The organism is Ideonella paludis (genome assembly GCF_018069865.1).
Taxonomy (GTDB): Bacteria; Pseudomonadota; Gammaproteobacteria; order Burkholderiales; family Burkholderiaceae_C; genus Ideonella; species Ideonella paludis.
Genome location: NZ_JAGQDG010000001.1, coordinates 1 through 17207 on the forward strand (window position 1 = coordinate 1; position 17207 = coordinate 17207).

General features: G+C 53.5%; 11 protein-coding genes and 1 pseudogene. All 12 read right to left on the reverse strand.

Annotated features, from left to right (window positions below; translation table 11 throughout):
- Positions 1–925, reverse strand: a 925-nt coding sequence (locus KAK11_RS00005; protein ID WP_210804898.1) for a hypothetical protein, incomplete at its 3' end; no start/stop codon positions are given.
- Between the two features lie 298 nt (positions 926–1223).
- Positions 1224–1334, reverse strand: a pseudogene (locus tag KAK11_RS21625) (hypothetical protein); the annotation flags it as partial.
- A 104-nt stretch (positions 1335–1438) separates the two neighbouring features.
- Positions 1439–2785 (reverse strand): hypothetical protein, encoded by a 1347-nt coding sequence (locus KAK11_RS00015; RefSeq protein ID WP_210804900.1) that lies wholly within the window; start codon positions 2783–2785, stop codon positions 1439–1441.
- The gene (locus tag KAK11_RS22095) at positions 2782–5562 is read right to left on the reverse strand and encodes a hypothetical protein (RefSeq protein ID WP_210804902.1); all 2781 of its coding nucleotides are present in this window, start codon (positions 5560–5562) and stop codon (positions 2782–2784) included. Before KAK11_RS22095 ends, KAK11_RS00015 begins: the two co-directional genes overlap by 4 nt.
- A gap of 14 nt (positions 5563–5576) precedes the next feature.
- Positions 5577–8897, reverse strand: coding sequence for a type VI secretion system Vgr family protein (locus tag KAK11_RS00025; RefSeq protein WP_210804904.1), 3321 nt, complete (start codon positions 8895–8897; stop codon positions 5577–5579).
- A 310-nt stretch (positions 8898–9207) separates the two neighbouring features.
- Entirely contained in the window at positions 9208–10104 is an 897-nt protein-coding gene (gene rfbD / locus KAK11_RS00030) for a dTDP-4-dehydrorhamnose reductase (protein ID WP_246498176.1), read from the reverse strand.
- 9 nt (positions 10105–10113) lie between these two features.
- Positions 10114–10950, reverse strand: coding sequence for a 3-deoxy-8-phosphooctulonate synthase (gene kdsA, locus KAK11_RS00035; protein ID WP_210804906.1), 837 nt, complete (start codon positions 10948–10950; stop codon positions 10114–10116).
- Positions 10951–10959: 9 nt separating this feature from the next.
- Complete coding sequence (locus tag KAK11_RS00040; RefSeq protein WP_210804908.1) at positions 10960–12066, reverse strand: glycosyltransferase family 61 protein; 1107 nt, start codon at positions 12064–12066, stop codon at positions 10960–10962.
- Between the two features lie 14 nt (positions 12067–12080).
- Positions 12081–13076, reverse strand: a complete 996-nt coding sequence (locus KAK11_RS00045; RefSeq protein WP_210804910.1) for a hypothetical protein — start codon at positions 13074–13076, stop codon at positions 12081–12083.
- 95 nt (positions 13077–13171) lie between these two features.
- Entirely contained in the window at positions 13172–15496 is a 2325-nt protein-coding gene (locus KAK11_RS00050) for a glycosyltransferase (RefSeq protein WP_210804912.1), read from the reverse strand.
- Positions 15493–16023, reverse strand: a complete 531-nt coding sequence (locus KAK11_RS00055) for a hypothetical protein (RefSeq protein WP_210804914.1) — start codon at positions 16021–16023, stop codon at positions 15493–15495. The genes KAK11_RS00050 and KAK11_RS00055 overlap by 4 nt, the downstream gene beginning before the upstream one ends.
- A 48-nt stretch (positions 16024–16071) precedes the next feature.
- Positions 16072–17205 carry a hypothetical protein gene (locus tag KAK11_RS00060; RefSeq protein ID WP_210804916.1) on the reverse strand — a complete coding sequence of 378 codons (1134 nt, stop codon included), beginning with the start codon at positions 17203–17205 and terminating at the stop codon, positions 16072–16074.
- Positions 17206–17207 lie beyond the last annotated feature (2 nt).

Consider the following 17207-nt stretch of genomic DNA (forward strand, 5'->3'; position numbering starts at 1 on the left):
GCTTTTTGTTTTCCTTTGCAATTTCTTCTGCCGCTTCCCAAGGGGTCATGGCCTGCCGAATGTCTTCGCTCGGAATCAAGCCTGTCTCCAGATGTGGCATACGAGTGCTGATCTCGACATGCAGCGCCAAATTCGCGAAGCGCGGGTCCACAAAGCTGACGCCCACACCACTGTCGCGTTCTGTACTGTCAGGCGGGTCAGCGAAAAAACCATGCGGAGTGCAAATGCCTGGCCCCTGAGGGCTTTGCCCAGGCTTACGTGGGCTGTAGCGCGGCCAGAGCTTGTTCATAACCTCTTGGGCCAGCGGTAACTGGTCAGCCGGCATGGGCGGGTTTTTCTCGGCTTCGGAGAAATGCTCTGGCCTAGGTACCTGATCGATGTCCTTCCAGAAAATGCGGGCGCGTCCGTCGTCCTTTCCGAGCTTGGACACCAAGAACTTCCCATTGGTTGCCCAAGCAATTGAATTGGGCGTGTAGTGGATGTCAACGGGCTTTTGCTGCTTAGTTGGATAGCCTGCCCAACGGTAAGCATTGCTGGCAGCCAACTGGGCGATCACGTCGAAGGCTGTTGTTGCATCACCTGACTTGCGCCACACATAGTCCTTTGGAACCTCCAGCTCTGCCAAAGGGACACTTTCACTGAAGCCGACAGGCCCAATGAAAACCTTGCCTCGGGCGTTCGTGAACTCTTTGAGGGCTGAAGCGGAGTAGTCCCAAAACTCTGGGTACTCTCTCGACGTAAAGTTGGATGCGGCTGAGACCACAGTGGATGCGCCAACATCAATGGGCTCTGGTAGGTTGACCCACCAGCGCCCCACACACTCCGGAGTCCAGCCCGCGAGCGAACTCACATCAACGCTTTCAACTTTGATGTCGCTGCCTTTGGCTCCGCAGCCTATAAGCGGCACCGCCAACAACAGGGCCAAGCAATTCATCCTCATGCGCGGGTTGATCATCACGCTGCCCCTTGTGACTTGCTGGAACCCTGCACAGTGGCCACTGCTGTTACCGGTGCCGTGCTGGGGTGGTGGTTGTCGGTCAGCAAGATCATGTTCATATTGGGGTGATTGTTCTCATCACGGGTCCAGGTGAGCGGCAGGGCACAGATACAGCCCTTTAAGTTCTTGGGGCCCTGCCCTTTAAAAGACCGCTGCCAAAACTTTTCACTGAAGGGCATACGATCTGCGAAGGCCGACAGCTCTCTGTTGACATCAAGGTTGCCAAGTCGGTGATGCACACCGCCAGCTCTGAATCCCGCCCTCCATGCAAGCTGCGGTCATTGATGTTGGCACTGCCCACGATGACCACGAGATCGTCCACGATCAAGAGCGAGCTAAAGAAGCATCGGTCCAGGCAAGGGCAAACGCTCGATCATCCATGCTCAAGGCTGCGCGTTAGAGAGCCGTCGCCCGCCACGCAGTTACAGCATCCACAACGGCTCACTCGCGAAACTTAGCAAAGGAGTCCACCACCGGCCGACGAGTATCAATAGCCTCGTCACGTGGGCGCAGCGACTTCGCGATAGCTACTGCCAGCTTGAAGGCCTCCTGCACGGGTGGCGGCTTCTTGCCCCTGAAGGGGGGCTCCTGCGACAAACTGCCATACCCCTCAGCAGTCACGACGATGCGTGGTTCAGCGACAGCGCCACGCTTGCCCGCCGTCTCGACGATGACCTCATACTCTTTGTAATCGTTGAACGCGCCAATGTAGATGACAGTCATGACTCGAGCTTCCTGGCCGTTGGCCAGCTTGATGTATTGAACGTCCCAGTGGCTGTCGATGCCCGTAGCCCCGGCCAAGCTGCATCCCAAGATGTCACGGCTGGATGTGCCTTGCTGTGGTCGGCAGCGCTTTTTGTTTTCCTTTGCAATTTCTTCTGCCGCTTCCCAAGGGGTCATGGCCTGCCGAATGTCTTCGCTCGGAATCAAGCCTGTCTCCAGATGTGGCATACGAGTGCTGATCTCGACATGCAGCGCCAAATTCGCGAAGCGCGGGTCCACAAAGCTGATGCCCACACCACTGTCGCGTTCTGTACTGTCAGGCGGGTCAGCGAAAAAACCATGCGGAGTGCAAATGCCAGGCCCCTGAGGGCTTTGCCCAGGCTTACGTGGGCTGTAGCGCGGCCAGAGCTTGTTAATAACCTCTTGAGCCAGCGGTAACTGGTCAGCCGGCATGGGAGGGTTTTTCTCGGCTTCGGAGAAATGCTCTGGCCTAGGTACCTGATCGATGTCCTTCCAGAAAATGCGGGCGCGCTCGTCGTCCTTTCCGAGCTTGGACACCAAGAACTTCCCATTGGTTGCCCAAGCAATTGAATTGGGCGTGTAGTGGATGTCAACGGGCTTTTGCTGCTTAGTTGGATAGCCTGCCCAACGGTAAGCATTGCTGGCAGCCAACTGGGCGATCACGTCGAAGGCTGTTGTTGCATCACCTGACTTGCGCCACACATAGTCTTTTGGAACCTCCAACTCTGCCAAAGGGACACTTTCGCTGAAGCCGACAGGCCCGATGAAAACCTTGCCTCGGGCGCTCGTGAACTCCTTGAGGGCTGATCCGGAGTAATCTCGAAACCTTGGGGAGTCCCCTCCTCTAAAGTAAGACGCGCCCAAGTCAATAGGCTCTGGAACATTGACCCACCATCGCCCCACGCACTCTGGCTTCCAACCGGCGAGAGAACTCACCTCAACGCTGTCAACCTTGATGTCGCTGCCTTTGGCTCCGCAACCTATGAGCGGCGCTGCCAACAACAGGGCCAAGCAATTCATCCTCATGCGCGGGTTGATCATCACGCTGCCCCTTCTGACTTGCTGGAACCCTGCACAGTGGCCACTGCTGTTGCCGGTGCCGTGCTGGGGTGGTGGTTGTCGGTCAGCAAGATCATGTTCATATTGGGGTGATTGTTCTCATCACGGGTCCAGGTGAGCGGCAGGGCACAGATATAGCCCTTTAAGTTCTTGGGGGCCTTTCCTCTAAAAGGCCGCTGCCAAAACTTTTCACTGAAGGGCATACGATCTGCGAAGGCCGACAGCTCTCTGTTGACATCAAAATGGACACGGCTCTTGGTTTTCTGGCCATGAGGCCACACCGGCCAGATGGAGGAAGGTCGGTTCGCATCAGCACAGGGGGTCCACTCGAAGCTGCGGTGGTACTGGGCCGCATTGGCGGCGGCCACGGCTTGAATGGCCTGCCAAGTGGCGGGGTCGGCAGGTTTGTCCAAGACACTGGACAATGAACTCGCCGGTTGAATCAAATCGGTATGCCCGCGCAAGCCAAAGTGCTTAGCCCACAGGCTTTTGCGCAAATCATGGGCAAAGGTCCGCACCACAATAGGGTTCTTGCCGTCGATGGGGGCCCGCTGGGTTGCCAAGTCGGTGATGCACACCGCCAGCTCTGAATCCCGCCCTCCATGCAAGCTGCGGTCATTGATGTTGGCACTGCCCACGATGACCACGAGATCGTCCACGATCAAGAGTTTGCTGTGCACATAGGCCTGCTCGGTGCTAGCCGCCCCTTCCACCGTTTGACAACTGCGCAGGTTGAGCAGGGTGAGGTAAGGCGCTATGTCCTTCAGGTCCACTTCCAGCGCACATACCGGGCTCGAAACGTCATCGACTTCGCGTATTGCGGCCCCCTCCGCCTTTGCTGCATCCCACTCCGCCTTGTTCAAAGGGTTCTTGACTTTTCGTCGAGCGTATAAGGCCAGACGCACACGATTAACCAAGCTGTGCTGGGCAAACACCAAGCTTTGCATGGTCCAGTGGATTTGGCCGACGATAGCCATATCTGCCAAGCTGCCTTCTGGGTGTACCGGTAGCACCAAGTAGGCGTGGAAAGGCTGATCCCATCGAATGGCGTCCTCAATCCTGTCTCCAATGGCGCGGGCAATATGGTTCTGGGGAAACTGCTTAGCGTGTGCTGCACCCGTGCGCGTCACTGCCGCTTGAATGCGGTTACCCGGAATGGATTGCAGATAGCGCATAGGAGCAGACTCCAACTCGCGGTCATTTCCCTTTACCGACGGCGTGCCAAACCCACTCTGAAAGAACTGATTCTCAATGTAGATGAAGCGCTCGGCGTTCAAGATGGCTGAGACCATGGCATCGTGAATCTCACGTTGCGGGCCCTGAGCTTTGGCAAGCCCAGGAGTGGCCTTGGCTTCATCGCGCTGCAACTCCAAGGGCGCACTGCGCAAAACATCAATCTTCATGCCCCCTTGCCCCCCATTGCCCTGGCCTGATGCCGGAATCTTGGGAAACAAGGTCGTCTTAATGGCTGCCTTAGCCACGACCTCTGGACCTAGTTGCGTCTGGAGGCTGTTCCAGCGTCGAATGAAGTTCATAGACAAGTCATACACCGAAGGACCTTCGATGCGAACTTGAATGTCTTGCCAAGGCATGCGCGGCTGGCGTGCCCAATAGGCCATTCCTCCGACAGGCATGGATTGCACACCTGCGGTCAGCAACTCCTTATTGGGGCTGCGCTGTGCCCAAGGCGTCTTGAGTAAACCCACATACGCCTCTCGCACCGCTTGCTTGGCCAGGGCCATCAAGGCCGTCACATTAGCCTCTGTCACTTGGCCCTTGCCCATCTCTACAACGACTTGGTCGGCGGCAGCCTGCTTCGCTTGATCGACCCTGCGATTGATTGGGTCCAAAACGGGAGATTTGACGGCGTCAACGGCCTCGCCAACGCCTTCTTGAAAACCGAGGAGCCATTCCGGAGCCGGTGAGTGCCACCAACTGTGAACGCCGTCTACCGCCCAGCGTACAGGCGAATACTTGCCTCCGACAACAAGGTTTTTGGCCTGATTTTGCAACTGCATCAGCTTGTTGAGGACAGGGGGCGTCAGCGTGCTAGCGGCCAACTCGCTCTCTTCCAAAAAGCTCGCGGCACGGCCGGGCGCAAGGGGTTGCATTGGGGGAACACCGGTGTTGTAGACCTCCGGGCCACTGCGCCACCCGTGCGCTAAAGAGAAACTGGCGTCGTCACGTCGGCCGAAAGCCAGGTCGATACCGCCGACATACGCCTTTTCGTTGTCAATCACGACCAGCTTCTGGTGATGACTGAAGAACGTCTCCTCAAGGCCTTCATAGTCGTTTTGCAAACCAGCAGGACAACAAAAGGCCACTTGCTGAGCATGTCCCGCGTTGAGCGAGGACACTGCCAGCATCGTGCCAAAGTCTCCGGTATTCACGCCCAACTTTGGAGACAGCCAAGGCATCACATAGACCTTGGCACCATTCTTCACGGCAGCTTGAAGCGCATCAATCAATCGCTTGTCGCCTTTGAGCTTGACGGCCCAGTTGACCTGCCAACCGAGAATGAAGACGCTCGTCTTTGCCTTCGAGATGGCATCGAATACGTCCGAGAAATACTCTTCACCGGTGGTAAAGGCCTGCGCCTTGTTGCCATACCGCTCAGGTGCAAACGAGCTGTCCAGGCCGCGTTGCTGTCGCAAATCTCTGAATTGAGTGGCAACGCCTTTGGTTTGACGAATGTCGCCGTCAAAAGCAATGGCATTGAACTTGCCCGAAGTCTCTGGGTAATCAAAGCTCTCAAAGCTCATTAATTAGTACCCCCTCAACGATTTTTTAGCTCGTTCCACAAGGGATACCCACTGTGGCCGGTATCTGCTCCGACGACTCTGTCGGCTCTTGTTGCGCTGTGCGGTCCCGCTTCAGCCAGATAGTCCATCGCTGCCAGCGCCTCAATGGCCTTGTCGGCAGAAGTCCAGTGTGAGCGCTCGAATGCAATGTCGAGCTTTCTGGAATGGCCCAAGGTCTTGATCCAAAGGGAGCAGGGGGTCGCAGCATAGGCTTGTGCAAGCCTTTCTTCCTCCGGTCCGCTCAAGACCAAGTTTCCGTCCGCATCCGTTTGACCCGCGAAAAGCAGCTCCTCGACACTGGCGCCGTCGCTAGATCTATAGATTGACCAAGGAGAAAACGCTCTTGGAGCACCGTGACTGCCAGGCAGATCTTGAACTCTTAGCTTGAATTGCATTTCCACCGGCTCAAACGGTGTTTGGGGCAGTTCAGGAAAGCGGAAATCTGTGGATTGAGGCCCCCCAAACTTCCTCACACTCGCCTTCACCGTGATCGTCCCCGGGCACTGCACCGTGATGTTGCCGCCCTCCAGGGTGATGTTGGCGCCGCCGGCTGTGGTGAGGCTGATCTTCTTGGCTGCCGCCCAGTCGATGTGGCTGTTGGCGCTTTGGATGTTGATGCGGCCCTTGGCGGCCACTTGCATCGTGCTGGCTTGGGCTTGCAGGCTCAGGTCGCCTTGGGCGGCGATGAAGCTGATGCCGGTGCCCGCCGCTTCGGTGCCTGGTTTGATGGCGCCGCCCAGCATGCCGATGGCTTGGCCGCTGTGGATGCGCAGGGCGCCGCCGGTGGCCGCGCTGCTGTGCTGGCCGGCGGCGAGTGTGAGCGTCTCGGCGGCGGCGGCGTGGAGGTCTTGGCCTGCGGTTTGGATGAGCCCGGCGCGGGCGCTGATGGCCACCACGGGTGCGGTGGTGTGGGGCAGGGCTTGGGCCTTGTCGGTGGTGCCTTTGATGCTGGCGGCGTCGCCTTGGGCTTGCTCCCAGCTTTGGCCCACTAGGCCGCTCAGTGCGGTGTGCAGGGCGTTGAAGGGGGCGTGCTCTGGGCTCAGGCTGCTGCTGTTTGCGCCGCTGCTGCCTGCGTGCCCCGCCAGCTTGACGGCTTGGTGGGTGGTGGCGGCTTGGCTGAAGCTTTGGCCCAGGGTTTGGAGCTGCTTGGCCAGGGCCATGCCGGCCACGTTGTCGCCTGCGGGCTCTTGCTCGGGCAGGCCATAGGTGCTGATCAGCACGCCCTGGCCGCCGCGGATGGCGCCATAGGCGTCGGTGCGCAGCTCAAAGCCCAGGCCTCTGAAGCTGCCTCGGTGGTTGTCGGCCTGGTGCACTAGGTGGCCCAGGTTGAGCTGGGTGGCGTGTTGGCTGGTGGCGAGCTGGGTGCGCAACTGCTGGGGCGTGTCGTCAAACACCAGTTGGTTAAAGCCTTGGCCGCCGAACTCTTTGGTCTTGAAGCCGCTGAGTGCGGCCGGGTTGGCTTGGCCGCCCGCGCTGTGGCTGTGCGGGCTGGCGCCATGCCAGGCGGGGCTGTGGCCCGCGCCCATCAGGTTGCCTTGGGCACTGGGCTGGTGGTCTGAGCTGTGGGCAAAGACGCTGGTGTCGCTGTCTTGGTTCACCCCACCCGGCGTCGGCGCCTGGCCGCCCTCCCCTTGCCCGTTGTAGAGCGTGCCGGTGACGATGGGCCTATCAATGTCGTTATCCAAGAAGGTGACGATCACCTCTTGGCCGATGCGGGGGATGAACTGCGTGCCCATGCCCGGCCCGGCCGCGCTTTGGGCCACGCGCACCCAGGTGCTGCTGGCACTGGTGTTGGGCAGGCCGCTGCCGCTCTGAAGAGCGTGGCGCTGGAAAGGGAACTGGATGCGCACGCGCCCCAGTGCGTCCATGTGCAGCTCGTCGGCGCCGCTGGCTTGGGTGTTGCCGTCTGGCCCCACCACGGTGGCGGTCATGAGGCCGGGGCCGGTGGGGCGGGGGTTCAGGCGCACGCCGCTGCCGTCTTCTAGCTGCGGCCGCCACGGGATGGCCACGCGGCTGGCTTCAAAGTGGTTGGCATAGCCGCGCTGGCGGGCCTGTTGGCGCAGCTCTGCGGGCAGCCATTGCGGCAGTTGGTCTGGCCCTGGGGCCCACGGGTCGGCCTCTGGCGGGCGCCAGCCTTGGCCCAGGGCGTGGCGGATGCTGCGCACCAAGTCTTTGGGCAGGTTGTTGACGCCTGCGGCTTGCACCTGGGTGAGCAAGAAGACTTTGCGGTCGGGCGTGGTGGTGTTCAGTGCATCCAGCGCGTCCAGCATGCTGCCGGCCAAGGTGAAGCGCTGGCCGGGGCTGAAGCTGCGCACGGTGCTGCGGCCCAGCCAGCGTTTGGCGCGGGCTTCGTGGGCTTGTTGCTGCAGCTCGGTGGCGCGCTGGGCGGCGGCGCTGCTGCCAAAGGCATAGGCGCCTGCGGCGTCATAGGCCTGCAGGCGCGGGGCGTGTGGGCCGCCATAGCTGCTGGCGGTGGGGGTGGAGCCGGCCACGGCGCTTTTGGCGCGGTAGTCCCAGGCCAGGGCCACGGTCTCGGCCACGGGCAACTGCCGCACGCCGCCAAAGGCTTGGATGGTGTCGCGGGCTTCCACGCTCTCGGCGCGGTGGAAGGCCACGCCGCCAGCGGCCACGCTACAGAGGTCTTCAGGGCAGGCGTCGGCGCTGGTGCTGTCGGCAAAGATCACCAGCACGTGGCCAGCGGGGGCTGTGCCATCTGGCTCAAAGCGGTAGTTCAGGCCTTCCTCAGCCAGCAAGCGCTGCACAAAGGCGAGGTCGCTCTCGCGGTATTGGGTGCACAGGCTGCGCAGGCCGTCTGCGCCTTGGGGGCTCTGGGCCAAGTGCGGCCCCACGCAAGGGGCCCAGCGCCAAGCGGCAGCGGGGTAGTGGGCAAAGACGCTGTCAAGGATCTCGACCACCGTGCGCTCTTGCCACACCTGGCTGCGCTGGGTGTGGGCCAAGAGGCTGAGCCAAGGTCCCAAGCGCAGGCGGTAGCGGGCCAGGGTGCCGTCGGTGTCGCCGTAGTGCACGCCCAGCAGCAAGCCGGTGTGCAGGTGCTCGCCGCCGTCGGCCAGGTGGGTCAGCAGGCTCACAGGCCGGCCCAGGGCGCCATCCAGGTTGAGCGCGCAATCGGCCGCCACCGCGCCCACGTCCAGCCGCCAAGGGGTGTTGACAGCCGCCTGCAGCGCAAAGGTCTCCACCAGCAGCGGCGCCAGCTCAGCCGGGCCTTGCAGCCGGTACAGGCGGGTCTGGTCTTGCAGCAGACGTGCTAACGCACCAACGATGGAGACGAGGCTCACGCGACGATCCCTTGTAATTTATTGATGTGACTCTTGCCGCCCTATAGGCAGCCGAGCAGCAGATGCTAGCAGAGCCACATCAGCCACCCGCCCCCTCTGATGGGGTGCTTGGTGGGGGGCCGAATTACGTCACGAACAGGCGAACCAAGATACGGGCACGCATGGGGCTGGCGAGCTTTGAGCCTCCCACTTTGCGTCGTTAACTTGCAGCCCGCCCTTACCCGCCGCAGTCAATTCGTCCGCGAAGAACTGCGTGAAATCGCCCGCGGCGTCGGGGTCATCAGTGAGAGCGCCAAGCCCAAAGTACGCTTCAGCCCAGCTCTTGCAACATGCGTTCCACTCCTTGCTCCCAGGCTGGCAGGCGTAAGCCAAAAGCCTGTTGCAGCTTGGCGGTGCTGAGCCTGCTGTTCAGTGGGCGCGCTGCAGGCGTCGGGTAGGCGGAGGTGGGAATGGGGCGAATGGCCTCAGGCGCCACTTTGATGGGGCGGCCATTGGCGCGGGCCCATTCAATGACATGGCGGGCATAGGCATACCAGCTTGTTTCGCCACCTGCCACCAAGTGATAGAGGCCAAACAAGTCTGGGCGCTGCGCCAAGGCTTGCACCGCATGGGCGGTGACATCAGCCAGCAGCTCAGCCCCGGTGGGGGCGCCGATTTGGTCGTCGATCACGTTCAGTGCGTCGCGCTCTGCCGCCAGGCGCAGCATGGTCTTGGCAAAGTTGCCGCCGCGTGCGGCATAGACCCAACTGGTGCGGAAGATCAAATGGCGGCAGCCGCTGGCTTGCACCAACTGCTCGCCTTCCAGCTTGGTGGCGCCATAGATGCTGAGGGGGTTGGTGGCGGCTTGCTCGTCACGCGCGTGGGTGCCTGAGCCATCAAACACATAGTCGGTGCTGTAGTGCACCAAAGTGGCGCCCAGGGCTGCGGCCTCCCTGGCCAACACGCCGGGCGCGGTGGCATTGATGGCGCGAGCCAAGTCTGGCTCACTTTCCGCTTTATCCACTGCAGTGTGGGCCGCAGCATTGACGATCAACTGCGGTCGCACCGTACGCACGGTTTGAGCCAGGGCTTCAGGCTGGGCAAAGTTGCCGTGCAGCTCGGTGCTGTCGTGGTCCAGCGCCACCAACTCGCCCAACGGCGCCAAGGCGCGCTGGAGCTCCCAGCCAACTTGGCCGGCCTTGCCAAACAGCAAGAATATCGGTTTCAAAATACGCCCTCACTGCGTGTCAAGAACGGGAAAGGACTTCACCAAATCGTCAAGCATTTTCATTTGGGTAAGGAATGCCTCCAGCTTTTCCAGAGGCAACGCGCTCGGGCCATCGCACAAGGCATGATTGGGCTCTGGATGCGCTTCGAGAAATAGACCGGCTATTCCAGTCGCAAGACCGGCTCTCGCCAACTCAGTAACTTGAGATCGCCGTCCACCAGATGCCGCCCCAAATGGATCTCTGCACTGCAACGCATGAGTTGCATCAAATATTACCGGATGCGCTCCAGGGATCCGCTTCATTACACCCAAGCCCAACATATCCACAATCAAATTATCATATCCAAACATAGTTCCTCGATCGCAAAGCATAATGCGACTGTTACCGCTCTCCTCAAATTTGGCGACTACATTGGCCATCTGTGAAGGGCTCAGGAACTGCGGCTTCTTGATGTTGATGGGTTTTCCTGTTTTAGCTAACGACAGCACAAGGTCCGTCTGCCGAGCTAAAAATGCTGGAAGTTGAAGAAAATCCACAACCTCTGCAACAGCACTGGATTGAGTGACCTCATGTACGTCGGTAAGAACCGCGACATTGAATGTCTTGCGAACCTTCTCTAGCATTCGCAACCCTTCGTCCAACCCAGGACCTCGATACGATCTGATTGAAGACCTATTCGCCTTGTCAAAAGATCCCTTGAAAACGTACGGAATACCTAGCTTTTGGGTGACCCGAGCAAAGCTATCGCAGGTTCGAAGTGCCAAGTCCTCCGACTCCAGAACATTCAGGCCGCCAATTAGGGTGAATGGAGCATCATTGCGCATGCCTTCATATTCAACAATCATATCTTTTCCTCAAAATTTAACATACCACGGAGAAGAGTTTTCAAGCTTGGCTAACAAGGTAGAAAAAAATTCACAGTCCACATAGAAATCACGCAGTCTCGGTTCACGAACTTCCCCTGAACCTCCCGACTCATATTCAACCTGCGCAGTAGGGATAGCATAAACTTCCAACCCAAGCCAATAGGCAAGCGAAACAAACTCACTATTTATTTTATTCTCAAAAACAATCAACTTAGTGCCCGGCTTTGCAAATACAAGGTTTGCAAGGCCTGCACCATGACCCGCAACTATGGTGCTCGAATTGGCAAAGATATGAGCCTGATTTTCCACAGATACTCCATCAAGCTCCACACTACTTACACCACGCGAAATCAAAACTCGAGACAAATCTTCAAAGTTTGCAATTTTTCTTCGCGAAGAACTTAAATTTTGTCTATTAATAAATATTGCACGACGTGCTCTATTGCTATCGAGGGCGCTCGAACAAAATGTTCCCTCACGATAAAATTTAAGCACATCCCTATAATAATTATGACTGGAAAAAAAATTGGAAAAGACAGCGCATTCGATATGCACCGCATCCCTCATTCCATGCATAATCAATTTTTCCCTAGGGATTCCGACGCTGTCGAACATATCATAGTAGACGGACGGCAAACCGGAGCAAACCAGAAATTTCAAATCAGGAAATCGAGATATCAGCTCGAATCGCTTCAGATGCATCACCCTTGGAAACCAATTCAACAACCAATGATAGTGGTTATTGTGCCCACCGATAATGAATACAGGCCCAGCAATTTTTTTAATGTAACCCGGAACCGCAACACTGAGGGCATCTCCGCTGCGCGAATGTTCGACCTTAAATGTATTTAGGACGGCGGGATAACTTAGATTTTTAAGATGCACCCCCTCGGCAACGGAGAACACATTGAATATACTATGACAGATCACATCTCTGGCCACTACAACTTCATGCTTATTGTCTGTCAGATCGAAGTCTCTCTTTATCCAGTTAAAGCCTGGAACACTCTGAAGCTCGACCTTGTAATCGATTACTCCAGACTCCGAAAAATCAGCAAGCGAAACTTCCTTTCCGCTCAAAATTTTCTTAGTCATAACATAGTTCCAAATTAGGAGAAAATTTTGTCATAACCCCACCAGGAGTTCAGCATAATTCGGGTGAAATTCTCTGGCATGGGCAAATGAACCATTTTTGAATCCACCTTCCCCAAGTCAATGGAAAGGCAGTCGCGAAAATAGCCATACCAAAAATCCCGTCTAAATAGGGATTCATACAATGAAGAGTAACCACCCACATGAAGTTGCTCACCTGCATATCCAACTTCAAACGGCGGCCTATATAGAACCCTTCCGTCGACGCCGAAGAATTTACACTCATGACACACACTAGAGCTTATGGCATACACAGTGGACCGCGGATACAGATAAAATAACTTATAAGGACTAATATCGGTCTCCTCAAACCTTCTAAAAGATAGCCCACATCGAAAGTAGCTGACGTCATTTTTATTTAGGGGATGACGTTTTATTATTATTCTACGATGCCTACCGACTAATAGCGAAATTTCCTCTTGGAAATCTTCTACCGAGAGGAACTTTCCATTTGAAACCACCGACCGATCATCATCCGTCTGCAAAAACAACAACGCTACGTCTGTCGCATCCGATAGTTCAGGAACGGCATCTCTCTTCGAAAATCCTGCCTTGATATACCCCGCATAATCTTCTATCACACTTCGGTCAATCGCCCAGGACTGCAGATATACATTCCCGCCTCTTACGTTTGATTTAACCCCAAACAATAAGTTCGGCATGAAACGAACAGGGTGAATAACCACATCCACATATGGAATATTCAAGTAATTGAACACCATTTTAAATATTGGATTACCTTCGAACAAAATAACAAGACTATCTTTGAATGCATCACCCAAGTATTCAATAAAATCAGGGCTAACCTCACTCATCGAAAATGTCGAACCCCAACCTGCCAAGCTTTTCTCTAGGCCTAAAATGTCATAAGCCTTTTCGCCGTCAAATTGACCGTCTCCCCAATAGACCGGAAAAACAGGCAATCCCGAAACTGATGTCAACGGCGCACGCAAACACTCATACAGCCATCGTATATTGGCATTCTGGGTAGGCCTAAAGCCGCTTCTAGCCGGCCGCAAGAGATCTCCGCAGATTTGAATTCTCGTTATCACAACTTCACCCTACGCCAAAATTCAGAATACATCTTTTCAGAAAAATATTCATCAAGATAAAGATCGCAGCAGGCCTGCATTTCCTCCAGATATTTTCGATCGGAGCACAGAGCTTCTATTGCATGCAAGAAGGCACTCTCTGAAGCTACGGCAATGAATGGCAGACTCGTCTTCTTGTCAACCGGCATCCCCCGAAATGCTTCATACGCTCCTATAACTGGAATACCGTTGGCAAGTGACTCAATTGTTTTTATTTTTAGCCCCCCCCCGTAAAAGCAAGGATTGATTGTAAGATCTATATTTTCATAGAAAGATTCAGGGCTGTCTATTACTCCAAGAACCTTAACAAAAGGAAGCTCCCTCTCTTCTCTTAAATTATTACAGACGCTCCCCGCGACAATCAATTCGAATTTTCCAACCTGATACATATTGCCCAACATTGGTATCACGTATCTTATGCCATCTAAATTCATTGGACTGTCCGTACCAATGAATCCTATTCGCAATTTTTGCGAGCTTGGATTTCTCTTTTTTAATGCTGTCTTGGTAGGAATGTGAGGGACAACCAGTGACTTTTGCCCGAGATGCATCGACAAATATTCATACTCTTCGTACTGAATTGTTAGCACCAATTCAAACTCATCTAGCAATTGAAGCTCTTCTCTGGGGGCAACACTCAGCCAGTGCTTTTTGTCGAATTTCGAGAACGTCCATTCCCTCAAGTGCATCACATCGTGTGTGTCAATTATCTTCCGCGAAGGAAAATTCACTGCAAACCGCAGATAAGCCAGATAGATGTACTCAATGATCGCCCAGTCAAAGGTATTTGACTTCAAGAATTCTTGAATTGCGGAAAAATAGGCGCGACTATATTTCTTTCTTTCTATTCCGGTCAGCCTCGATAACAACCTCTCTTCAAAGTAGGCAGCCTCAGAGACCTCGTATTCCTTAAAAGAATGGAATACGACTTTAGAATATTTTTCTTCGATTAGAGCCCTATCTATTCTTCCAATCGAGCAGAACGCGAATACATGCAATTCAACGGAATCCGGCACTGACTTGACTAGAGCATCAACCCGAGCAGATTTCCCATTTTTATCTTTCCAAAAAGGGAAATCTGTAATGAGCAGTGCTTTGCAGCTTTCGATATTTATTTTCTTCGGGATCAGCTTCGTTTTAGCCGTTTCACTGACTGCCGACATCAACAGATCTGCTTGCCCATCGATCTTCTTTTTGTATTCACTCCATATTGTCCTGGTCTTCTTTGAGTATTCTCTTCTGAATTCGCTATCCGTTACGAATTTATCTAAACGATCTGTGAACTCAGCTTCGTCCGCAACTACATAAGTGCTTTTCTCATCGCAGACTCCCTTTAATCCCTCATAGTAAGAAATTATTGGAACACCGTATGAAAGCGCCTCTACGCTTTTTATCTTTTGACCCGTCCCAGATACTTGCGGATTAATTACCACTCCAACAGCTTGATAGAATTTCGCTTTATCTGCAATTGGCCCCATTAGTTGTATTAAATTTTTATTCGCGTTTGCTACTGCAATAACCTCCGAGTCAGCACATATTGTTCCCGCAACGACTATTTCCAACCCCTTCAACTTGCACGCAATCTCTGACACCCCTTGTGACTTGATGAAATTAACAAAGGAGCAGACGTTTATTTTGTTGTTTCCTGATAAATAGCCGATCTTTGACGATCTTGCCAATTTCACTGGCTCATTTTTCTCAATGTAGTTCACGACAATAGCATCAATGCCATAGGCCTCTTTTATATAGCAAGCATCTTCATCTGTAATTGCCAAAACCAAATCTGATCGCTTCAATGCCTTTTTCTCTCCTTCGGGAGCTACTGAAAAAAATGAGGGGGGCAACCCTAATTTTTTGAGTTCCGAGAATCGATTAGCAAAAATATCATGGGTATCAATAATAGTAGTCTGCCAATCTTTTGCCAAAACACATAATCGAGAGAGAAATGCATAATTGATGAGAACTACTTGTGGTTGCTCAATTTCATTAATCGCACGTACTTGCTCCAAAACATCGGCACTCACCCACTCATCGACCTCTAAGTTCTTGTCATCATGAGTCTTTCGCTCAGTAGTGCGATCGTATGCAACCTCATAATATCGATTCCATTCCTCAGCCATTTCCACTCGTTCGCGGTCAACGATGGACTCTCGGGCGATGTATACAAAAACAACTTCATATCCACGCTCTTGGAATAAGAGGCCAAGTTGCCTTACTCTTAACCGATTGCCAGCAAATGCATCTCTGGAAGGGGTTGGGGAGACAATCAGTACTTTTTTCATTTCATATCAACCGTGAATGCGCTCACACAAATTCCAAGCAAGCGCTTATCCGGCAAAACTTGGACAAGCTTTTTCAAATTAAATTTCAACCTAATAATGTTAGATTCAATCTGATATTCATCAAGCTTCAATACGCAGCGTCCTTTTTCAATAGATTTATCCAGATCCACAGCATGACCATTTACAAATAACTCAACATCATCGATAGACAAACCAATTGGGAAGGCAATATCAAAATCTATTGACTCCACATTCGCCATGCTCATCTCCAATATTGAAACATTAACTGGCCCGCTCCATCGAACCTGCGTTCCACGATGATTTTCACAAGAATGCCATCCTAGCGCTACAAAATCATGCGCCAAGTCTAATATTCTATTGGTTCGCCTAACATTTTCGTACGGCTTTAGATCGATTAAATGAGATGATTTTTTGAATTGATCACCGCCGCCGTTATTACCTCGCGGCGTATTATTTTCATAAGCATCTATGAGGCTTTGAAGACTCGGTTTTTTCTGTTCGCTCATCGCTCTACTCTCAGTGCAGGTTACTTCCTGCCGTTGATCTTGCTAGTTTTATAGCGCGCTATATGAATTTACTTCCAAGCTCAATTCATTGGCCGCATAGAAACCTCGAATATCTCTTAATGGCAAATTACGGCCGATCCTTGCCGAAATAACATCTGCATCCCCGGCGACCTGATAATTTTGCGCCAAATCTCTTAAAGTTGGAATTCCGGTAAGGATCCCCAAAAACCATGGCTGAATTTTTTTGTCAATGGTTAGCAACCTCGCAATCGCTTCACCTAGACCGACAATTGGTTCTTGTGTTATTTCTGCCTTGGCGTTGATTCGAAACAAGGGCCTTTCTCTATCGAAAAATTGCTTCTCGACAGCATCGTTATCTTTTTTATATAAATCGCGATACTCTTGAATCTCGGCCAATTTGAGTGTTGGCCTAATTCGGAAGGACCGCTCGGAAAACGCCATTTTTCCTATTACCTGATATAGTCTCTTTGGACAACCATCGTCAGCACAGAAGTAATTAATTATCCGCTTAAGCTCAAGCAACGCCCCCCCAATAGACGGATTCTGATCAAACTCATTGCTCGCACACACATTTGAAACGTATCGAATTTCATTGACTCTGCAGAAATCTGCAATGACATTTTTATTGTGCAACTCCTCTTTTTCGAAAATACGGAATATACAATTTTCTTGATCGTAAAAACTCACCCACTCAGAAAGAGCTTCTGAATATGTTACTTTGAAGGTCGTCGCGAACTCTCTGAGAGTACAATTTTCCAATTGCGCTTGGATACGCTGCTGATACGCAGAAACCATGTAGTCATACTGCTCTCGTATGTACATGCATATCGTTGTGAATTCCTTATTGAAGTCGGCTTGTACCAGTTTCACCGCTGCATTTTGAAACGCTTCGGAGCTGAGTATTATGGTGTGGTGATGCGGGCGAATCTCCAGGTTTAGCTCACGCAATAATTTTTCTCGCTTCAGTTTCGCCCCATCTGGATCAAGCCTATTTTTTGTCTTGGAATAGGACTCAGCCAGCTCGTGATGCGCTATGCCTCGCTTACCAGCGTTAGGGTACAGGTAACCTAACTCAGACAAGCTCTTTGCGTTATCGTTAAGATAGCGCTGTAATGAACTGGTTCCTGTTTTATGACGTCCAACATGAAGCAATATCTTCATAT